The following is a 15,388-nucleotide window of genomic DNA, read 5'->3' as shown; positions in this document are numbered from 1 at the left end:
TTTTTTAGGTGTTCCAGGTTTTTATTTCTCCAAGCATTCTCTTAAGAAAGGGAATTGTGTAATCGTTGTCTCCCCACTCATCCTCCAGCCAGTTCAAATGAAATTGCACAAGTTCAGCCATTACCCTTATTCCTTTTTTATGTTCATATATAGTGAGATAGGCATACGCTTCTTTTAGTGAAGCTGCCACCTCCTCTGGCAGAGAACGATCTACTGTTTTGAGCCCTAGTTGTGCTCTTTCCGGGCAATGTATCTGTAACAGTACTTTTGCAAGATTCACTCCAATGTCATTCGCAACTTTTACTGCCCATAAATCATTCCCTCGATCCGCTGCCTTTTTGTATTGCAGAAAAAAGAATGCGACATCATCCACGGCATAGAGGAAGTCGTCCTGAGACAAACTCAGGTTTTGAAACTCTTTATGCTTTTCCATCAAATGATCGGGATCATACAAAACTTTCATATAATCTTTATGTATAAGAGCTTCCTCCGTGACCGTGAAAAGGTCGACATGCAGCAAATTCTCAAACACCGCAATAATCTGGGGAGCTATAATATAAATGTCATCGTAAAAGATAAGAGATTGGTAACTTTCCAGGTGTCTTTGTCTGTTTTGTAGGAACTCTTGTTTATCCTGCTCCTCGACCAGCACATACAAATCTACATCAGAGTGTTCATCCTCTTCCCCACGCCCCATAGATCCCTTTAGAAAAACAGCTTTAACAAATCGGTCATTCTTCAAACTGTTGGTAATTGTTTCTACCGCCTCATTCTGTCTCATACATTCCCTCCTAAAGATAAATATTAGATCATCGTATACCAATTTGAATATTTTGTAAAAGATAAATGTATTCGAACAGTGCTATGTCTGTTGGTTCCCCGCTATTGTCGGCCGTCTGCCGACAGTTAAAGAACCTTTCTAACAAAAAAGGGAAACCCGTCATCTGTGGGTTTCCCTTTTTCCTATCTATGCCTTTTTACCGGATTTGACCGGTACCTTTCATAAGAAACTTTACAGTTGTCAGAGCTGGAAGCCCCATTGGTCCACGCGCATGCAGTTTCTGGGTGGAAATTCCGATTTCCGCTCCGAATCCAAGCGCGCTTCCGTCTGTAAATCTTGTGGATGCATTGTGATACAGAGCAGCTGCATCTACAAGAGCAAAGAATTGCTCAGCAGCTTGTTTGTCTTCTGTAACAATGGCTTCGGAATGCTTTGTCCCATAAGTTTCAATATGAGCAATCGCATCTGTAATATCATCTACAGCTTTTACAGCAATATCTGTGCTCAAGTATTCATTAGCCCAGTCTTCTTCTTTTGCAGGAACAGAGCCCGGGATGATTTCTAGAACATACTCATCTCCATGCACAGAAATCTGATTTTCCTCCAATGCAGCAATAAGGGCATCCTTATGCTGATTCAACCATTCTTTGTGGACAACAAGCGTTTCTGCTGCGTTACAAACCGCTGGACGATCAGTTTTTGCATTGACAAGAATATTAATGGCTTTTTGCACATCCGCTTCTTTATCAACATAAATGTGGCAGTTTCCTACGCCTGTTTCCAAAACTGGAACAGTAGCATTTTCAACTACAGCCTGAATAAGCTTGCCTCCTCCGCGTGGAATGAGCACATCAATATGCTCTTTCATTGTAAAGAGTTCATTCGTTGCTGCACGATCTGTAGATGCGATGAACTGCACAGATTCTTTAGGAATTTTTGTCTCTTCTAATCCGCGGTGCATCACTTCAACAATCGCCTGGTTTGAGTTAATCGCAGAAGATCCACCTTTGAGTACTATAGCATTCCCTGATTTCAGAGCAAGTCCGGTCGCATCAACCGTTACATTTGGTCTTGCTTCATAAATCATACCAATGACTCCGAGTGGAACTGTCACTTTTTCCACTTGCAGACCATTATCCAATGTCCAGTCACTTAACACTTGTCCTGTCGGGTCTTCTAATTCTGCTACTTCACGCAGACCTTGAGCAAAGTCAGCAATTCGTTCCTGAGAAAGTGAAAGACGATCCATAAAAGCTTCTGTGAAACCTTTCTCGCGACCATTAGCCAAGTCTTTTTCGTTCGCTGCTAAAATCGTTTCATAATCACGTTCAAGTACGTCAGCTAAATGCATCAACGCCTGGTTTTTTTCTTCTTTGGATAGAATCATCAGCTTCTTGGATGCTTTTTTCGCTTCAATTGCTTGTGCTTCAACGTTTACATTACTTGTTGTTAGTGTCATCAAAGACCTCCTTGAGTATTTTAAACACCTACGGGCATGGAAACTTCTAAGTGGCAGACAAAGTCTTTACGTTCAATAGCTGCTTTCTCATACGATTCTAATTCAGGTTCTGTCAGGCTGATCATTTCCTTCATCTTTTCAGAGGAATAATTCACAACTCCAAGACCAACTTCTTCGCCATAAAGGTCATGAATACGAACAACAGCACCTTCCTCAAAACGCCCTTTTACATGATGGACATTCATTGGCATCAGGCTGTTTTTCATATCGACAATAGACTCTTTCGCACGGTGATCAATAATGACTTCGCCTTCTGGACCGGAGTTAAAAGCGATCCATTGTTTCTTCTGATCAAGGTTCTCAGAGTCTGTTGTTATTTCAAAGTACGTTCCAACGGCATTGCCATAAACAGCATCATACACAATATTCGGCGTATTGGCTTTCCCTAGGAAAGAAGAAATACCAGATGCCATGGAAATCTTGAACGCATCAATTTTTGATTTCATTCCGCCCGTGCCGACTGCACTTCCTGGATCACCAGCGGCGGCTTCAATTTCTGGAGTAATTTCGTGGACTTTATCGAGTAGCTTAGCATTCTCATCTTTCCTTGGATCCGCATCATAAAGACCATCAATATCAGAGAGAATAATCAATTGATCTGCATCGACAAGACCGGCTACTTTTGCAGAAAGTGTATCGTTATCACCGAATTTCAAACGATCAATTGTAATGGTGTCATTTTCGTTCACAATTGGAATAATTCCTCGTTCAAGCAGGACATTAATCGTATTGCGTGCATTGTTGTAGCGGTCTTCATCTGAAAAGTCACTGCGGGTAATGAGAATCTGGGATCCCATGTAACCATGAGATAAGAATAGGTCAGAATAGGATTCCATTAACAATCCTTGACCAATGGATGCTGCGGCTTGCTTTTCAGGAAGAGTGCTTGGACGCTCAAGACATCCCAGCTTACGGTATCCTGCCGCAACAGCTCCCGAAGATACAAGTAAAACTTCGTGGCCGTCATCTTTTAACTGAACAACTTCATCTACTAATTTTTCTAACTTACGACGACTGATTTCTCCGTGCATGCTTGTCAGGGAGCTGCTCCCTATTTTAATTACTACTCTTTTTTTATTCTGACTCAACATATCACTCCTGTTTAACTTTTTCGCATCGATTGCTGTATTTATTTACTGCCTACAAGTAGTCCTTCCAGTTCTTTGCTCAGTTCCTTAGAACGACCTGCTGCACCTTTAATGGCTGCAGATATTGCATGACCTCCGCCATTTCTATCTAAAGCATCAAGTCCAGCTGCTGTTGTACCATTTGGAGATGTTACATTTTCCCGAAGCTCTGTAGGGCTTTCTTCACGTTCAAGCATCATCTTAGCAGCTCCAAGTAAAGTTTGTGCTCCAATTTCCCGCAGCGTTTCACTGTCCATACCTTCCGCACGTCCTGTCTCTTCAATGTGCTCCATTAAATAGTAGAAATACGCAGGTCCGCTCCCGGCAATTCCTGTAAATACGTCCATTTTATCTTCTTCAATAATAAATACTTCTCCAATAGATTGAAGCAGCTCTTTGGATACGAGTACATTGTCCATGTCCGTGTGCTGCCCTGGTGTAACAGCAGTAGCGGATTCACGAAGCATGCTTGACGTATTCGGCATAACGCGAATGACCTGCTGCCTATCGTTAAGGCGTTCTTCCATATAAGAAGTGGAGATACCTGCTAGAACAGAAACCAACACTTGGTTTGCAGTAAGTTTATCTTTAAGATCTGCGAGTACAGCATCAATATCTTTTGGTTTCATAGCTAGAATGAATTGATCCACTTCAGCGAAGTTCAACTCATCTTTCAATACTGTACGCACCCCATATTTTTCTTCAATTTTATTTAAACGATCTTGATTACTTCGATTGGTCACGATGATGTTCTCAGCTGGAATATTTCCGGATTCCACCATGCCTGAAATCATCGCTTCAGCCATAGAGCCTGCACCTAGAAAAGCAATCGTCTGTTTAATCATTTGGGTTAATCTCTCCCGTTCGCATTTTTTGTTCGCTTTTGTTTAAGACGTTTTTCATCATAACATTGGGCAAATCTTATTCAAGGGTTTTTATGCAAGTCGGGTCTATATAAGCCAAATAGTCCGTGTAAACGGTTTCATGACGAGATATTTACCTATCAGCACGTCTCATCGCAAATAATCTCGTCTCAGGAAAATATTTGAGGGTTAAATTTTTAAGAAATGCCGGATTAAGCTGAATTGAGTAAATTTTTAGATATTTTTGTTTTAGGAATCCTGTTATCCTTTAAAGCAGTTGGTTGTACTCTCGTTCTGAATTGGAATCATAAACCTGAGTTACCTGGAAGCCACCTTTTTGAAGTTTAGTGCACGTTCATAAATGAGTGGTACTGTTTGTGTCTATGGATAAAAGACCATTAAAAAAACATCTGTTGAATGATTCAACAGATGTTTTTTTATTCATTAATGAAATGATTCAATTTTGCTAATTGCTGATTTAATTCACCAATCGGAACAAAGCGAGCTTTCCGGAATAGTTCTTTTCCTTCTGAGTATAGGAGAACTGCTGGAACTGTCATTACTGAGAATTGACCAGCAACTTCCGGTACTTCATCTGCATTGACCTGTCTTGCTTTTATTTTCGGGTAGTCGTCTAATAGATTTTCGACTTGGGGTAGAAGTCCGTGACAAACGGAACAACCTGGCCGCGAAACATACACAATGGACAGCATCTCTTCATTCACGAAGGCATTTAAATTTTCAATGGAGTGGATCGTTTCCATCTGCCTCACCTCCCTTTACAGTATATCAAGAAATAGATCAAAATGCCCGGATAGAGATTTTACTGCAGACGGTCAGGATGTATCTGCTGATGTTTTTTCGTTTCTACTTCTTTGAAGATGTTTTCACTTGCCTCAATCGGTGCTGATTGAGTACTTATATTAGGATTTAATAGTTGATTCAGCGTCTCAATTTGCTGTTTTAGATCTGCAATATCTTTTTTCGTTGCCGGTTTTTTATCATCCTTCCATTCAAAACCGACCTGGCCGTTCGGTTCTAATGTCGCTGATTTCAAATCCTCCAAGGATGATACATTTGCCTGTCTCAGTTTCATTTCCAACTGATCCACTGTGAAACGAATTTTTTTCATGTTCTTTTCGTCTAGTTGGCCATTCTCGATGATTGATACGGATTTACCTGTTAAAAACTGTTCTATAAAATCAAATTTCACTTGGAAATATTCCATAAGCATCAGGGTTACGACAAGGATTGCGCCTACTCCGAATGTTACCCAGATATTCTTACCCGCTACCGGTTGAATAAGTAATGATCCAATTGCAATCATAATTACCGTTTGGGATAGTGTCATTTGAGAGATTGATTTTCGACCGGCAACTCTCAAAATAATCGTTCCAACAAATATAATTAAGACTGCTTTCCAAACCCAGTCCATCTTCATCACCTCTATTGTATCGTCACCAAAACAAAGAGCTGCTATTCTCTTGTTTTCGTTACAAAATGGTCTCATCCGCTCCACATATTACATCCAACGCAATTGGACTTCCCGACTGTTTTGGGGTTAGTATGACAAAAAAAGGAGCGCATTAGAGAGTTCAAAGCTTAGCTTCCTTCTCTTCTTTGACTTATAATGAAGGTAATACTAACCCGGGAGCGGATTCTATGTACCCTGTTTATTACGGAGCTGCTATTCTCCTATCTATTGCTGCTCTTATTGGTACGATTGTTATTGCAAAGAACATGAACAAAGAGGAAAACCAGCAGTCTCCAAAAGATGATGCCGAAAAGTTGAAAGGTGAAAAAAGTAACATCAATAGTATCCCTTTACTTTCGACCATCTATGCCGTTACTTTCGGAGTAACGATAGTCCTTGTCTGGGTATTTATTTTTTGATAAAGAATCGGGATTTTTAAACAACTGTCTTAGTGAGTGATACCAGATATTCTTCAGGGATAAGATTCACTTCTTGTATAAAAGACGGAAAAGGCACTCATTTAAGAGTGCCTTTTCGCTTCTCCATTATCAATAACAACATCCGCATGCCTTCTTGGACGTTCAACCTGTAGGTAATGTTCCTCCGCTTTCCAATACCTTTGTTCAAACTTTTGGTGCATTTTTTGGACGCTTTCTTTCTCACGGGAAAATCTTGTTTGTCTTGGACAGTCTAAAAAGACAATAAAATCAAACAGGTCTCTCCATTCCTTCCTTTGAAGGAATACTCCTTCAACAATAATCAGGCCGTTATCAGGAAGCTGATAAGTTTTTCTTTTATGTATGTCCAGTTCGTGTTTATAAACGGGCACTGTTATTTTTGGATCTCTTTTTAATGAATGGAGGAACTCATCTCTCACCCATTGTACATCCCACTGCAGGCTGTAATACTCATACCATTCCGCGTGCCCCGTTCCATACCGCTTTGATCGTTCAACAATAAGGTCATCCATGTGAAACACAACTATAGAATCAAGATGGAAGTCTTTCATCAGCTGCCCGACAAACGACGTTTTCCCCGACCGACTGAGACCATCTATTCCAACCACAAGCCTCTGCCCCTTACTTGCTTTAAGAATGCCTTGCAGCCATTTGCGGTCTTTCAAATGCCTTCCCCCTCCGTGCTCACTCATATTTAGTATACGCTGGTCTTGTCTATCTAAACAGCCAGGTCTTCCTTACAGGCCTGGGCGTGCTTTCACTCGGTTCCTGTATATCCATTCTCATTCTTGACTATAAATCCTTCTTCTTCACAAAAGTTCTTGTAAATAAAAGATGTAAGGATGGCTGCAGATTGATTCCAATAAAAATGATTCGGCGCCGAAAAGAAATGGTGACCCTTTTGCAGATTACACAGTTCATTATTTCAATAAATTTTGAGTGTTATTCCTATTTGTTTAATCACGTCATACGCTTGTCTATACATATTTAAATGGAAAATAACACATACTCTTTTTAAAATGATGTTATCTTTCATGTAGGTCTATGAATATCCTAATAACAGAATGGTCACAGGCACACGACAGGACAGTCCCTTTTTACAATAATAAAGGAGTTGGCTAATGTGAACCCATCCGATATATTTCAAAATCTCACTCATAAAAGAATGAGCTTTGCTGAAGTTTTTTCTCATATTCTTACATTTATGAAAAGAGAACCCGTCGGGAATTATCGTTTGATGGTAGGAACCGATTCTCAAGTCCATCCGTCCCACACCCTCTTTATTACGGGAGTGGTTATTCAGCGAGTAGGAAAAGGTGCCTGGGCTTGCTATCGTAAAGAAGTCGTTCATAGACAAATGACCACCCTTCACGAGCGAATATCCTATGAAACCTCTTTGACTGAGCAGGTAGCTTCCCTTTTTACAGAAGAAAGGAAAAACGACTTGATAGAAGTTGTCCTCCCCTATATTTACAAGGGAGCCACATTTACCATCGAAGGTCATATTGATATTGGTTCGGGAGAAAGAAATCGGACAAGGGTCTATGTAAATGAAATGGTTGCCCGTATCGAATCGCTCGGCATGGAGCCAAAAATTAAACCCGATTCAATAGTCGCAAGCAGTTATGCTAATCGCTATACTAAATGATGTTTTGTGACCAGGGAGGCTGGGGATGAATCAAAAAGCCGTGACATCACTGGTTCTCGGAATTATGTCCATCTTTATTCCTATAGCTGGTTTAATCCTGGGAATCTTCGGTCTTACTTATTCCAACGATGTCTTGAAAGATAAAACGAATGACTCAAAAGATTTAAATGTTGCACTTGGAGGAAGAGTTTGCAGCATTGTAGGAATCTCCCTCCAAACTACAGGGGTGTCCCTCCTTGTGTGTGGATTTTGGTTATTCCAACAATTCCTTTAAAGTGAGGTAGTACCTTCAATTATTTAAGTATCAGCGAATACAAAAAAAGAGCGCCCTCCCTATGCGATAGAGCGCTCTTTCCTTCTTATTCATTCACTTTTTTTAACTCTTCAAGAACCTCGGACGGCTCTGCACGATCTTTATAATCCGATTTAGTATATTCATAAACAATCGTTCCATCTGTGTCAATAATATAGGTAGCAGATACAGGAAGTGTCCACGTCTCATCTCCATTGTGATTGTCTACACGCAAACCTTTATCCTTATAAACATCAACTAAATAGTCTGGCAGTTGATAAACAAGGTTGAACTGATTAGCAACCTCATTCCCCTCATCACTGAGGACATGATACTCAAGGTCATTCTTCTCCTGAGTCGTCATTGATTCATCCGGTGTCTGCGGGCTGATGGCAATCAATTGTGCCCCCTCTTCCTTAATATCTCCGATAATCTGCTGGTACGAGCGAAGCTCCATGTTGCAATATGGGCACCAGCCCCCGCGATAAAAGGTCAATATAACCGGACCCTGCTTTAACTGTTCGTAAAGTTCAACCGTATCCCCTTTAGCATCCGGCAGGTTAAAATTAGGAGCCTTTTCACCTTTTTTCAATCCTTCACCGTTATCAGAGGCCTCCAATTCGTCAATCGCATTTTTCATTTTTGTTTGTATTTCTTCAGGAGTAGCTTCCTTAAACTTTTGGATATACTTATCAAACTGCTGTCGCATGTCTGTCTTCATCTTAAAAACTCCTTCCTCTCTCACTTACCCAGCATTATATCGCGGATCATCCGTTTGGGGAACTGATTTGTTCGGCCTCGTCAGCCAAAGGGCTAAAACAATAGCGAGGCCTCCTGCCGTTAGTTTGCCTAGAACTACAGGAAAAATCATATCCTTCTCTATTCCGGCTACAAAAGCAAAATGACTTCCAAAAACGAATGCTCCACTTACAGCAAAGGCAGCATTAACCGTTTTTCCTCTCTCGTTCATATCTTTCATAGATGCAAGCATGGGTAAATGGTGAGCCAGGGAGGCAATGATCCCTGTCATCGAGGCTGCATTCAAGCCATATCTTCTGCCGATGCTTGAAAATATCTTTTCCCCTCTTTGATTGATAAAAGCCACAAGAGGATAAGCACCCGCTAAGGTGACCGTAATTCTACCGACGATGATCATTCCTTCGGATAAAGGATCAAGATCAGGTAAAATAACGAACCCTGTGAGTGTCTCAATAATAATTAGAATAAGACCCGTGATAATTACGATTTCAATAGTTTTTCCAAAAAAAGAAAATAAACGGATGGTCAGGTTTGTAAAAAGCCAAAGCCCTAAACCAATGAACACAGACAAAAGAATTGCAGGGATTAGGTTACGAAGCATCCAAATCCATTCATAACCAGCTGTCCATCCACCAATCAGGCAGCCAACAGGTATGGTAACAAGACCGGAAAGAATCCCTTTAGCGAAAAATGGACGATCTTTTTTCTGAACAATTGTCAAAGCAACTGGAATGGTAAATACGAGAGTCGGTCCCATCATCGTTCCTAAAAGCGCCCACGAAAACACAGCCGCCTCTTTTTCTACGGCAAGAGATTCAGCTAGAGGGTAAGCTCCCATATCAATAGCCAGCATCATGGATGCAAACATAGAGGGATCTGCCCCGAACCACTGGAAAACGGGAACAACCACGGGAGCAAGCCAGGCAGACAAGACCGGTGCCAGCGAGATAATCCCTACCATTGAAAGTGCAAGCGGTCCCATCATCATAAAGGCTTCATGAAAACGCCATCCTAAAGATAAGCGATGGTTCAAGACATAGTAGTCTAACGCGCCAATAATGAGAAATAGACACATCACCATTAATAAGACATCATTTATCCCCATAGTCCCCCTCCTTATTCCCTGCTTTTATTCTCCATTCGTGCTGACCCACTATATTCCTCCTCCACTAAAAACCCCTTAAGTAAGAGTTTTCAGTTTTGTATAGAACCCCAGGCCGGATATTTAGAGCATACTCAAAAAAATAAGGCTGTCGAAAACTTTCTCGACAGCCTAAAAACCCTCTTGAGTTTTTTATCCGATGGAACAAGCAGCAGATCCATGTTTCTGTAGATACTTCTGATGATATTCTTCCGCTTCAAAAAACGTTGTGGCAGCTTCTACATCTGTCACGATTGGTCGTTTAAAGATGCCTTTTCCTTCCCATTCCTTAATCTTCTCATCTGCAATATATTTCTGGCTTGCATCAGAATAGAAAATAACAGAACGGTATTGATGACCCACATCGCCACCTTGACGATTACGTGATGTAGGATCATGTGCCTCGAAAAAGATATTCACAAGCTCTGCATACGTAATGACAGTTGGGTCATATTCAACTCTTACAGATTCTGCGTGACCAGTATTGCCTGCTTTCACATCCTCATAAGAAGGATTTTCAAGGTGACCCCCGATGTAACCAACCTTCGTTTCTGTTACTCCCTCAAACTTTTCGAAAAACGCTTCTACTCCCCAAAAACATCCTGCACCGAAAATAGCGGTTGCCATATAACATCTTTCCTTTCCCTTAACGCAACTTCTATCGAGAGCCTTGACGGTAATGGTTATACACGAAAAGACCCCTTTTCTTATCCAGTAAGAAAAGGGGTCGCTAAAATCCGCACGATCCTCTCATCTCTTAGGATGTTTTCATCCTACAGGAATTGGCACCGTTCTTGTCAATCCTTAGATTGATTCGATGGTTGCCGGGCATCAAAGGGCCAGTCCCTCCGCCTCTCTGGATAAGAAGTTTCCGTTATTTATTTTATGTTAGTTTCCATGGTACAACGTTTTGATAACGAAGTAAAGGATAACCGTTGAAAAAATTGAAAGAACAGCACATTGAGTTCTCTTGCTGTCATTCTATTCAAATCGTAACACATTCATGCCTGTCTTTTGCAAATATCAGGATCCCTGACTGCCAGTCGTATAAACTTCCTCAAACGGCTGGACAATTACAAATCCTTCTCCTTGGAATTCCATTTGAATAGACTCACCACTTCCACGACCAAACAGCGTTTTTAAACTGATATCCGTCTTAAAGTTTGGTTCCAGATGACCTGACCAGGCAACTGTGGCATGGGGATCGGTAATAACAGGCTCTCCCGGACGGACAAGTAAGGTTAACGGTTCATAATGAGAAGTGATGGCTACACGGCCGCTGCCGCTGAGCGTAACATTAAATAATCCACCTGAAACCATTCCCGCAACTTTTTTCATCATCTTAATATCCCAGTCGATACTTGGTTCAAAAGCCAGCAGATCATTCCCATTCACTGTAATCGTTTCATTATCCAAGTCGAAAATTGTAATCTTCTTTCCTTGGTCAGCCAGATACAAGCGGCCGCGGCCGGTGGCTTTCATCAGAGAACTGCCTTCCCCTGTCATGGCTTTTTTGAAAAGACGGCCTACTCCATGTTCAAATATTCCCTCACGCTCAAACTTAATTTGACCATTATAAGAAATCATAGCTCCCGCCTTTGCCCACACTTGGTCCAGCAGATTCACCTCTAAAATCCTTGGTGTCTCCAGTTCAAAATAATCATTCTCTGAGTCATCCTGCTTCGTCTGCTTAATAAATTCTTCTATTGAGTAATCACTCATCCACTTCGTCCTCCTTTTTATGTACCTCTTATCTTATGCTCCCTACCCTTCTATACCACCCAAAGGTAAAAGTCAGCCCTTTATATTGTATAAAAGTCCGTTATTACTTCCAGAGCATCACATACCATAAAAAGCGCTCAAATCTACCGCAGTCTTATTCCTGAATCATTGGATATACCATCGTTTAACAGAGACACTCTATTGTGTACGGCTTTACTACTATTTTTATACGAAGATAAAAGAAAAACGTTTCAGATTAATTGAAGTCTTTAGAAACACCTTTAGTCCAATGGATATGATAGACTCGAAATAACTAACAAGGAAAGGGAGATTTCTATGTATGGCTTAGAAGAAAAAAGAAAACAGCTGCTTGATTTTGTTAATGAAGTACCTGAAGAAGAAGCTGCACGAAAGCCACAAAAGGATCAGTGGTCCATTTTGGAGGTACTTGAACACCTATACTTAATGGAGCAGCTCATTGTTTATCAAATTAACCAGGCAATTAAGCAAGGGGATGTTCAGCAGACAACAGAAAAACCGATTCACCGTTCAACCAACCGTGATTATAAAGTCGAAGCACCTGAAGTTGTTCGTCCTAAAGGAGAGTTCCAGAGTATTGAAGGTGCCAAACAGGGACTGGAGAAAACACGTGAGGCTACTCTTTTCCTCATCCATAACAAGGATGAAGAAACTTTAAAAAACCGTACTTTCCCTCATCCTGCTTTTGGTGAAATGAACCTGATGCAGTGGATTGAATTTATTGGCTGGCACGAACTTCGTCATCTTGATCAAATAAAAGCAACAAAAGCGGCGCTTAACGTCTGAGTAAAATACTGCATTACCTAAAACACCTTGTATATTAAACGAAGCAGGACATAAAAGAAGCGTCATTTCGATATCGAAATGACGCTTTCAGTTTATTTACGGTAATCTGCCGGCTTTACTTCTTCACCATTTTTTCCTGTAAAACGAAGTCCCCAGCCTGTCCAAGCGGCAATGAACATAACGATCAGAAGCAGCCATCCTTGAAAAACGAATGGGAAAACTTCTGTTGGGCCGACAACAGGAAGAAAGTCATACTTCTCGGCTGCTCCCTGCACAGTTGCCCACGCAAGTAAAACCCCGCCACTCCAAGGGAAGATATACCCAAGGGAAGATGTAACGGTATCTAAAAAGTTTGCTCGACGGTATGCATGAATGTTCATTTCTTCTCCTAATTTCCGAACGAAAGGAGCTGCTGCTATTTCTGCTGCTGTATTAATGGTAATAAACACATTCAGAAAAGCCACAATTCCAAAAATCGCAAATTCCGCTCGACGGACCACGTTATTAATGATACGCAGGAAGAATTGTTTGATTACATCCATTGTGCCTCCAACCTCCAGGAGATAAGCGGCTGCAAGAATAAAGAGGATGAGGATTGCCATATTAAAGTATCCACTGATTCCCTCAATCAAGGCACCTTCTATTACAGCGTCTCCTTGAGCATTCGTATGAATGTATAACACTTCTTTCCAAGATAAACCTGTCAGCAGAATAAATACAGCCGATGCCAATATACCCCAGGAAAGCGATGTTAATAAATGCTGTCCACTTAAAGCTAAATATAAAACAAGAGCAAAAGGTATAAGCATAAACAGCCCGTCCGGGGATACTTCATTCTGCAGCTGATTTACAACCTGCTGGCTGCCTGTCTCTCCACCACCGCCGAAAATAATAAATAATACAAGGGCTGGAATAGCAGCGGTAAGAGAGTATTTAAATCTTGATCGAACTACTCCCGGAACATCTGCATTCTGTGTCGTTGCAGAAACAATAGTTGTATCAGATACAGGAGCTAGATTATCTCCAAATACAGCTCCACTTAAAATAGCGGCAAGCAGAATGACAGGATCGGCTCCCAGGATGACCCCGGCCGGGTACATCAGTACACCAAATGTAGCGACCGTACCATATCCTGTTCCAACAGCTGTGGAAAATAGCCCAGCCAATAAAAAGGTGATTCCTACAAATGCGCCGCCTTCCAAACCTGATTGAAAACCGAACCAGATTAATCCGTCCACGAGCCCTCCTGCAGATAACATGTTCGCAAACATCCCTGCCCAAAACCAGGCAATGATGGCTACAATCCCAACTGGCTGAGCCATACCGGATATAAGGCTTTGTGCGTAATCTGACCACTTCGATTTACAAAAGAATAGTCCGAGTCCAATTCCTATGACCATTCCAAGTACCAGAGCTTGTTCAGTCACGAGCCCTGTTACACTTAAAACAATGGCCCATATTATGAAAAACACTAAAGGAATCGTAGCAGCGAAAACACCTCCACGAAATTCTAAACGCTTTATATCTCTTTCTCCTATGGCATCATCGATGACTTGATCTTTTCCTTCATTATCTGCCACGTCATTCCCCTCCTTTACAATCTTTGATGTCATACCCTAGTTTATCACCTGTTACGCTTATATATAAATAGGTTTTTTATTACCACTTTAAAGCAAATAAGTGGTAATACCATAATCAGGTAAATAGATAGTGTAGTGTACCCCTCCCTGTATATTACAATGCATGAGGAATGATTAACAAATTCCCGGTAATTGAAAGGCAGAACAGGGAACATGAGTATTATCGTACTATATGTATAGGAAAGAACAGTACGTTCACCTAAGTTTGGGTAGAATAAACCCGGCGTGAGAATATATAATGAACGTTCTTTTTAACCTGATCAGCCGGATTTCTTTACATTTTCCATTGAAAGAGGGCCCCAATCATTTTATAGTAATTACTACCTTTCAATGGTGAGGCATTATCGTTTCTTTATAAATTTTCTTATGTTCTTATGGCGAAATTATATTTGGAAAGAAGGGATATGAAGGGATGATAAAACTGAGGAAGAGTACTATGGAAGATCTCTCAACTATTGAGAAATGGGTAAAAAACCCTGAGGAACTGATGCAATGGAGCGGACCTGCGTTTCAACATCCAATTAATCATGAGCAGTGGAAAAATTATATTGAGAAGGAAGATCAGCTGGTCTTTACGGTAATTTCAAAGAATTCTTCCACCCTTGTTGGACATATAGCGATCGGGCGGATTGACTGGTGTAGGCAGAAAGGTCGAATAGGAAAAGTTATCGTATCTCCGGAAGAGAGGGGAAATGGTCTGGGGGAGAATATAATGAAATGTGTTCTCAACCATGCATTCAGGGAATTGAAATTAAGAGAAATATCTCTCGGTGTTTTCGATTTTAACATCTCAGGTATTCGATTGTATGAAAAAGTAGGATTTAAAAAGCAGCGACTGCTTATGAACCATAGGAGGATAGGACAGGAAACATGGAACCTATATGAAATGAGTATGACTTCACATAATTGGGTATATCAATCAAGAAATGTATTTGATTAAAACGTTTAAAGTCTCTGGGAATTTCAGATATATACAAAAATTCATGAACAAAAATTCAACCAGCGTTAAGTTAGCGCTTACATCTCTTCAGGCGGAAGTAATCCCCCCAGTTAACCAGTGATGAAACATCATAGAAAATGAGTCCTATCATGAGCCCATCCATTTGACTATACAAATTATTCTGATAACATTATGAAAC

Annotated in this window: 17 protein-coding genes and 1 riboswitch; of the genes, 5 read left to right on the top strand and 12 right to left on the bottom strand. The window is 40.9% G+C overall.

The window, feature by feature from the left end; genetic code table 11:
- Positions 1-4: 4 nt before the first annotated feature.
- The 6 genes from LC036_RS15610 to LC036_RS15585 all read right to left on the bottom strand — a co-directional run bounded on the left by LC036_RS15610 (position 5) and on the right by LC036_RS15585 (position 5,731).
- On the bottom strand, positions 5-781 hold the full coding sequence (locus tag LC036_RS15610; protein WP_226584840.1) for a nucleotidyltransferase domain-containing protein: 777 nt from the start codon (positions 779-781) through the stop codon (positions 5-7).
- Between the two features lie 196 nt (positions 782-977).
- Positions 978-2,240: a glutamate-5-semialdehyde dehydrogenase gene (locus tag LC036_RS15605; RefSeq protein ID WP_226584838.1), complete on the bottom strand. Its 1,263-nt coding sequence runs from the start codon at positions 2,238-2,240 to the stop codon at positions 978-980.
- 20 nt (positions 2,241-2,260) lie between these two features.
- A complete protein-coding gene (proB, locus tag LC036_RS15600; protein WP_226584836.1) occupies positions 2,261-3,391 on the bottom strand; it encodes a glutamate 5-kinase in 1,131 nt (376 codons plus the stop codon).
- A 38-nt stretch (positions 3,392-3,429) separates the two neighbouring features.
- Positions 3,430-4,272 carry a pyrroline-5-carboxylate reductase gene (gene proC / locus LC036_RS15595; RefSeq protein ID WP_226584827.1) on the bottom strand — a complete coding sequence of 281 codons (843 nt, stop codon included), beginning with the start codon at positions 4,270-4,272 and terminating at the stop codon, positions 3,430-3,432.
- Positions 4,273-4,727: 455 nt separating this feature from the next.
- Entirely contained in the window at positions 4,728-5,054 is a 327-nt protein-coding gene (locus LC036_RS15590; RefSeq protein WP_226584823.1) for a thioredoxin family protein, read from the bottom strand.
- Positions 5,055-5,113: 59 nt separating this feature from the next.
- Positions 5,114-5,731, bottom strand: a complete 618-nt coding sequence (locus LC036_RS15585; protein ID WP_226585227.1) for a DUF421 domain-containing protein — start codon at positions 5,729-5,731, stop codon at positions 5,114-5,116.
- A 179-nt stretch (positions 5,732-5,910) separates the two neighbouring features.
- Here LC036_RS15585 and LC036_RS15580 point away from each other — a divergent pair, with 179 nt between their 5' ends.
- On the top strand, positions 5,911-6,183 hold the full coding sequence (locus LC036_RS15580; RefSeq protein WP_226584822.1) for a hypothetical protein: 273 nt from the start codon (positions 5,911-5,913) through the stop codon (positions 6,181-6,183).
- A 101-nt stretch (positions 6,184-6,284) separates the two neighbouring features.
- On the opposite strand, the gene LC036_RS15575 is transcribed toward LC036_RS15580, so the two are convergent.
- On the bottom strand, positions 6,285-6,887 hold the full coding sequence (locus tag LC036_RS15575; protein WP_226584820.1) for a kinase: 603 nt from the start codon (positions 6,885-6,887) through the stop codon (positions 6,285-6,287).
- Between the two features lie 500 nt (positions 6,888-7,387).
- On the opposite strand from LC036_RS15575, the gene LC036_RS15570 reads away from it, so the two are divergent.
- A complete protein-coding gene (locus LC036_RS15570) occupies positions 7,388-7,870 on the top strand; it encodes a ribonuclease H-like YkuK family protein (protein ID WP_226585225.1) in 483 nt (160 codons plus the stop codon).
- Between the two features lie 25 nt (positions 7,871-7,895).
- Positions 7,896-8,144: a DUF4190 domain-containing protein gene (locus tag LC036_RS15565; protein WP_226584818.1), complete on the top strand. Its 249-nt coding sequence runs from the start codon at positions 7,896-7,898 to the stop codon at positions 8,142-8,144.
- An 85-nt stretch (positions 8,145-8,229) separates the two neighbouring features.
- Here the strand turns inward: LC036_RS15565 and LC036_RS15560 are convergent, their stop codons facing one another.
- The 4 genes from LC036_RS15560 to LC036_RS15545 form a co-directional block, all read right to left on the bottom strand.
- Positions 8,230-8,883 (bottom strand): peroxiredoxin-like family protein, encoded by a 654-nt coding sequence (locus LC036_RS15560; RefSeq protein ID WP_226584816.1) that lies wholly within the window; start codon positions 8,881-8,883, stop codon positions 8,230-8,232.
- A gap of 24 nt (positions 8,884-8,907) precedes the next feature.
- A complete protein-coding gene (gene eutH, locus LC036_RS15555; RefSeq protein ID WP_226584814.1) occupies positions 8,908-10,026 on the bottom strand; it encodes an ethanolamine utilization protein EutH in 1,119 nt (372 codons plus the stop codon).
- Positions 10,027-10,215: 189 nt separating this feature from the next.
- Positions 10,216-10,689: a peptide-methionine (S)-S-oxide reductase MsrA gene (msrA, locus tag LC036_RS15550; protein WP_226584812.1), complete on the bottom strand. Its 474-nt coding sequence runs from the start codon at positions 10,687-10,689 to the stop codon at positions 10,216-10,218.
- A gap of 120 nt (positions 10,690-10,809) precedes the next feature.
- A riboswitch (SAM riboswitch) is annotated at positions 10,810-10,929 on the bottom strand.
- Positions 10,930-11,085: 156 nt separating this feature from the next.
- Complete coding sequence (locus LC036_RS15545; RefSeq protein WP_226584790.1) at positions 11,086-11,784, bottom strand: AIM24 family protein; 699 nt, start codon at positions 11,782-11,784, stop codon at positions 11,086-11,088.
- A gap of 336 nt (positions 11,785-12,120) precedes the next feature.
- On the opposite strand from LC036_RS15545, the gene LC036_RS15540 reads away from it, so the two are divergent.
- Positions 12,121-12,609: a DinB family protein gene (locus LC036_RS15540; RefSeq protein WP_226584788.1), complete on the top strand. Its 489-nt coding sequence runs from the start codon at positions 12,121-12,123 to the stop codon at positions 12,607-12,609.
- A 92-nt stretch (positions 12,610-12,701) separates the two neighbouring features.
- On the opposite strand, the gene LC036_RS15535 is transcribed toward LC036_RS15540, so the two are convergent.
- Positions 12,702-14,189 carry a Na+/H+ antiporter NhaC family protein gene (locus LC036_RS15535; RefSeq protein WP_226584780.1) on the bottom strand — a complete coding sequence of 496 codons (1,488 nt, stop codon included), beginning with the start codon at positions 14,187-14,189 and terminating at the stop codon, positions 12,702-12,704.
- A gap of 472 nt (positions 14,190-14,661) precedes the next feature.
- Here LC036_RS15535 and LC036_RS15530 point away from each other — a divergent pair, with 472 nt between their 5' ends.
- Positions 14,662-15,189: a GNAT family N-acetyltransferase gene (locus LC036_RS15530; RefSeq protein ID WP_226584778.1), complete on the top strand. Its 528-nt coding sequence runs from the start codon at positions 14,662-14,664 to the stop codon at positions 15,187-15,189.
- The last annotated feature ends 199 nt before the right edge of the window (positions 15,190-15,388 follow it).

This window comes from Halobacillus litoralis (assembly GCF_020524025.1).
In the GTDB taxonomy this organism is placed as follows: Bacteria; Bacillota; Bacilli; order Bacillales; family Halobacillaceae; genus Halobacillus; species Halobacillus litoralis_D.
Note: the sequence above shows the minus strand (reverse complement) of the source record. Positions and strands in the feature narration are given on the sequence as shown.

Excerpts from the sequence above, each read along its gene's own strand:
- LC036_RS15610 (WP_226584840.1), bottom strand. The coding sequence starts at position 781 with ATGAGACAGAATGAGGCGGTAGAAACAATTACCAACAGTTTGAAGAAT.
- LC036_RS15605 (WP_226584838.1), bottom strand. The coding sequence starts at position 2,240 with ATGACACTAACAACAAGTAATGTAAACGTTGAAGCACAAGCAATTGAA.
- proB (WP_226584836.1), bottom strand. The coding sequence starts at position 3,391 with ATGTTGAGTCAGAATAAAAAAAGAGTAGTAATTAAAATAGGGAGCAGC.
- proC (WP_226584827.1), bottom strand. The coding sequence starts at position 4,272 with ATGATTAAACAGACGATTGCTTTTCTAGGTGCAGGCTCTATGGCTGAA.
- LC036_RS15590 (WP_226584823.1), bottom strand. The coding sequence starts at position 5,054 with ATGGAAACGATCCACTCCATTGAAAATTTAAATGCCTTCGTGAATGAA.
- LC036_RS15585 (WP_226585227.1), bottom strand. The coding sequence starts at position 5,731 with ATGAAGATGGACTGGGTTTGGAAAGCAGTCTTAATTATATTTGTTGGA.
- LC036_RS15570 (WP_226585225.1), top strand. The coding sequence starts at position 7,388 with ATGAGCTTTGCTGAAGTTTTTTCTCATATTCTTACATTTATGAAAAGA.
- LC036_RS15565 (WP_226584818.1), top strand. The coding sequence starts at position 7,896 with ATGAATCAAAAAGCCGTGACATCACTGGTTCTCGGAATTATGTCCATC.
- LC036_RS15560 (WP_226584816.1), bottom strand. The coding sequence starts at position 8,883 with ATGAAGACAGACATGCGACAGCAGTTTGATAAGTATATCCAAAAGTTT.
- eutH (WP_226584814.1), bottom strand. The coding sequence starts at position 10,026 with ATGGGGATAAATGATGTCTTATTAATGGTGATGTGTCTATTTCTCATT.
- msrA (WP_226584812.1), bottom strand. The coding sequence starts at position 10,689 with ATGGCAACCGCTATTTTCGGTGCAGGATGTTTTTGGGGAGTAGAAGCG.
- LC036_RS15545 (WP_226584790.1), bottom strand. The coding sequence starts at position 11,784 with ATGAGTGATTACTCAATAGAAGAATTTATTAAGCAGACGAAGCAGGAT.
- LC036_RS15540 (WP_226584788.1), top strand. The coding sequence starts at position 12,121 with ATGTATGGCTTAGAAGAAAAAAGAAAACAGCTGCTTGATTTTGTTAAT.
- LC036_RS15530 (WP_226584778.1), top strand. The coding sequence starts at position 14,662 with ATGATAAAACTGAGGAAGAGTACTATGGAAGATCTCTCAACTATTGAG.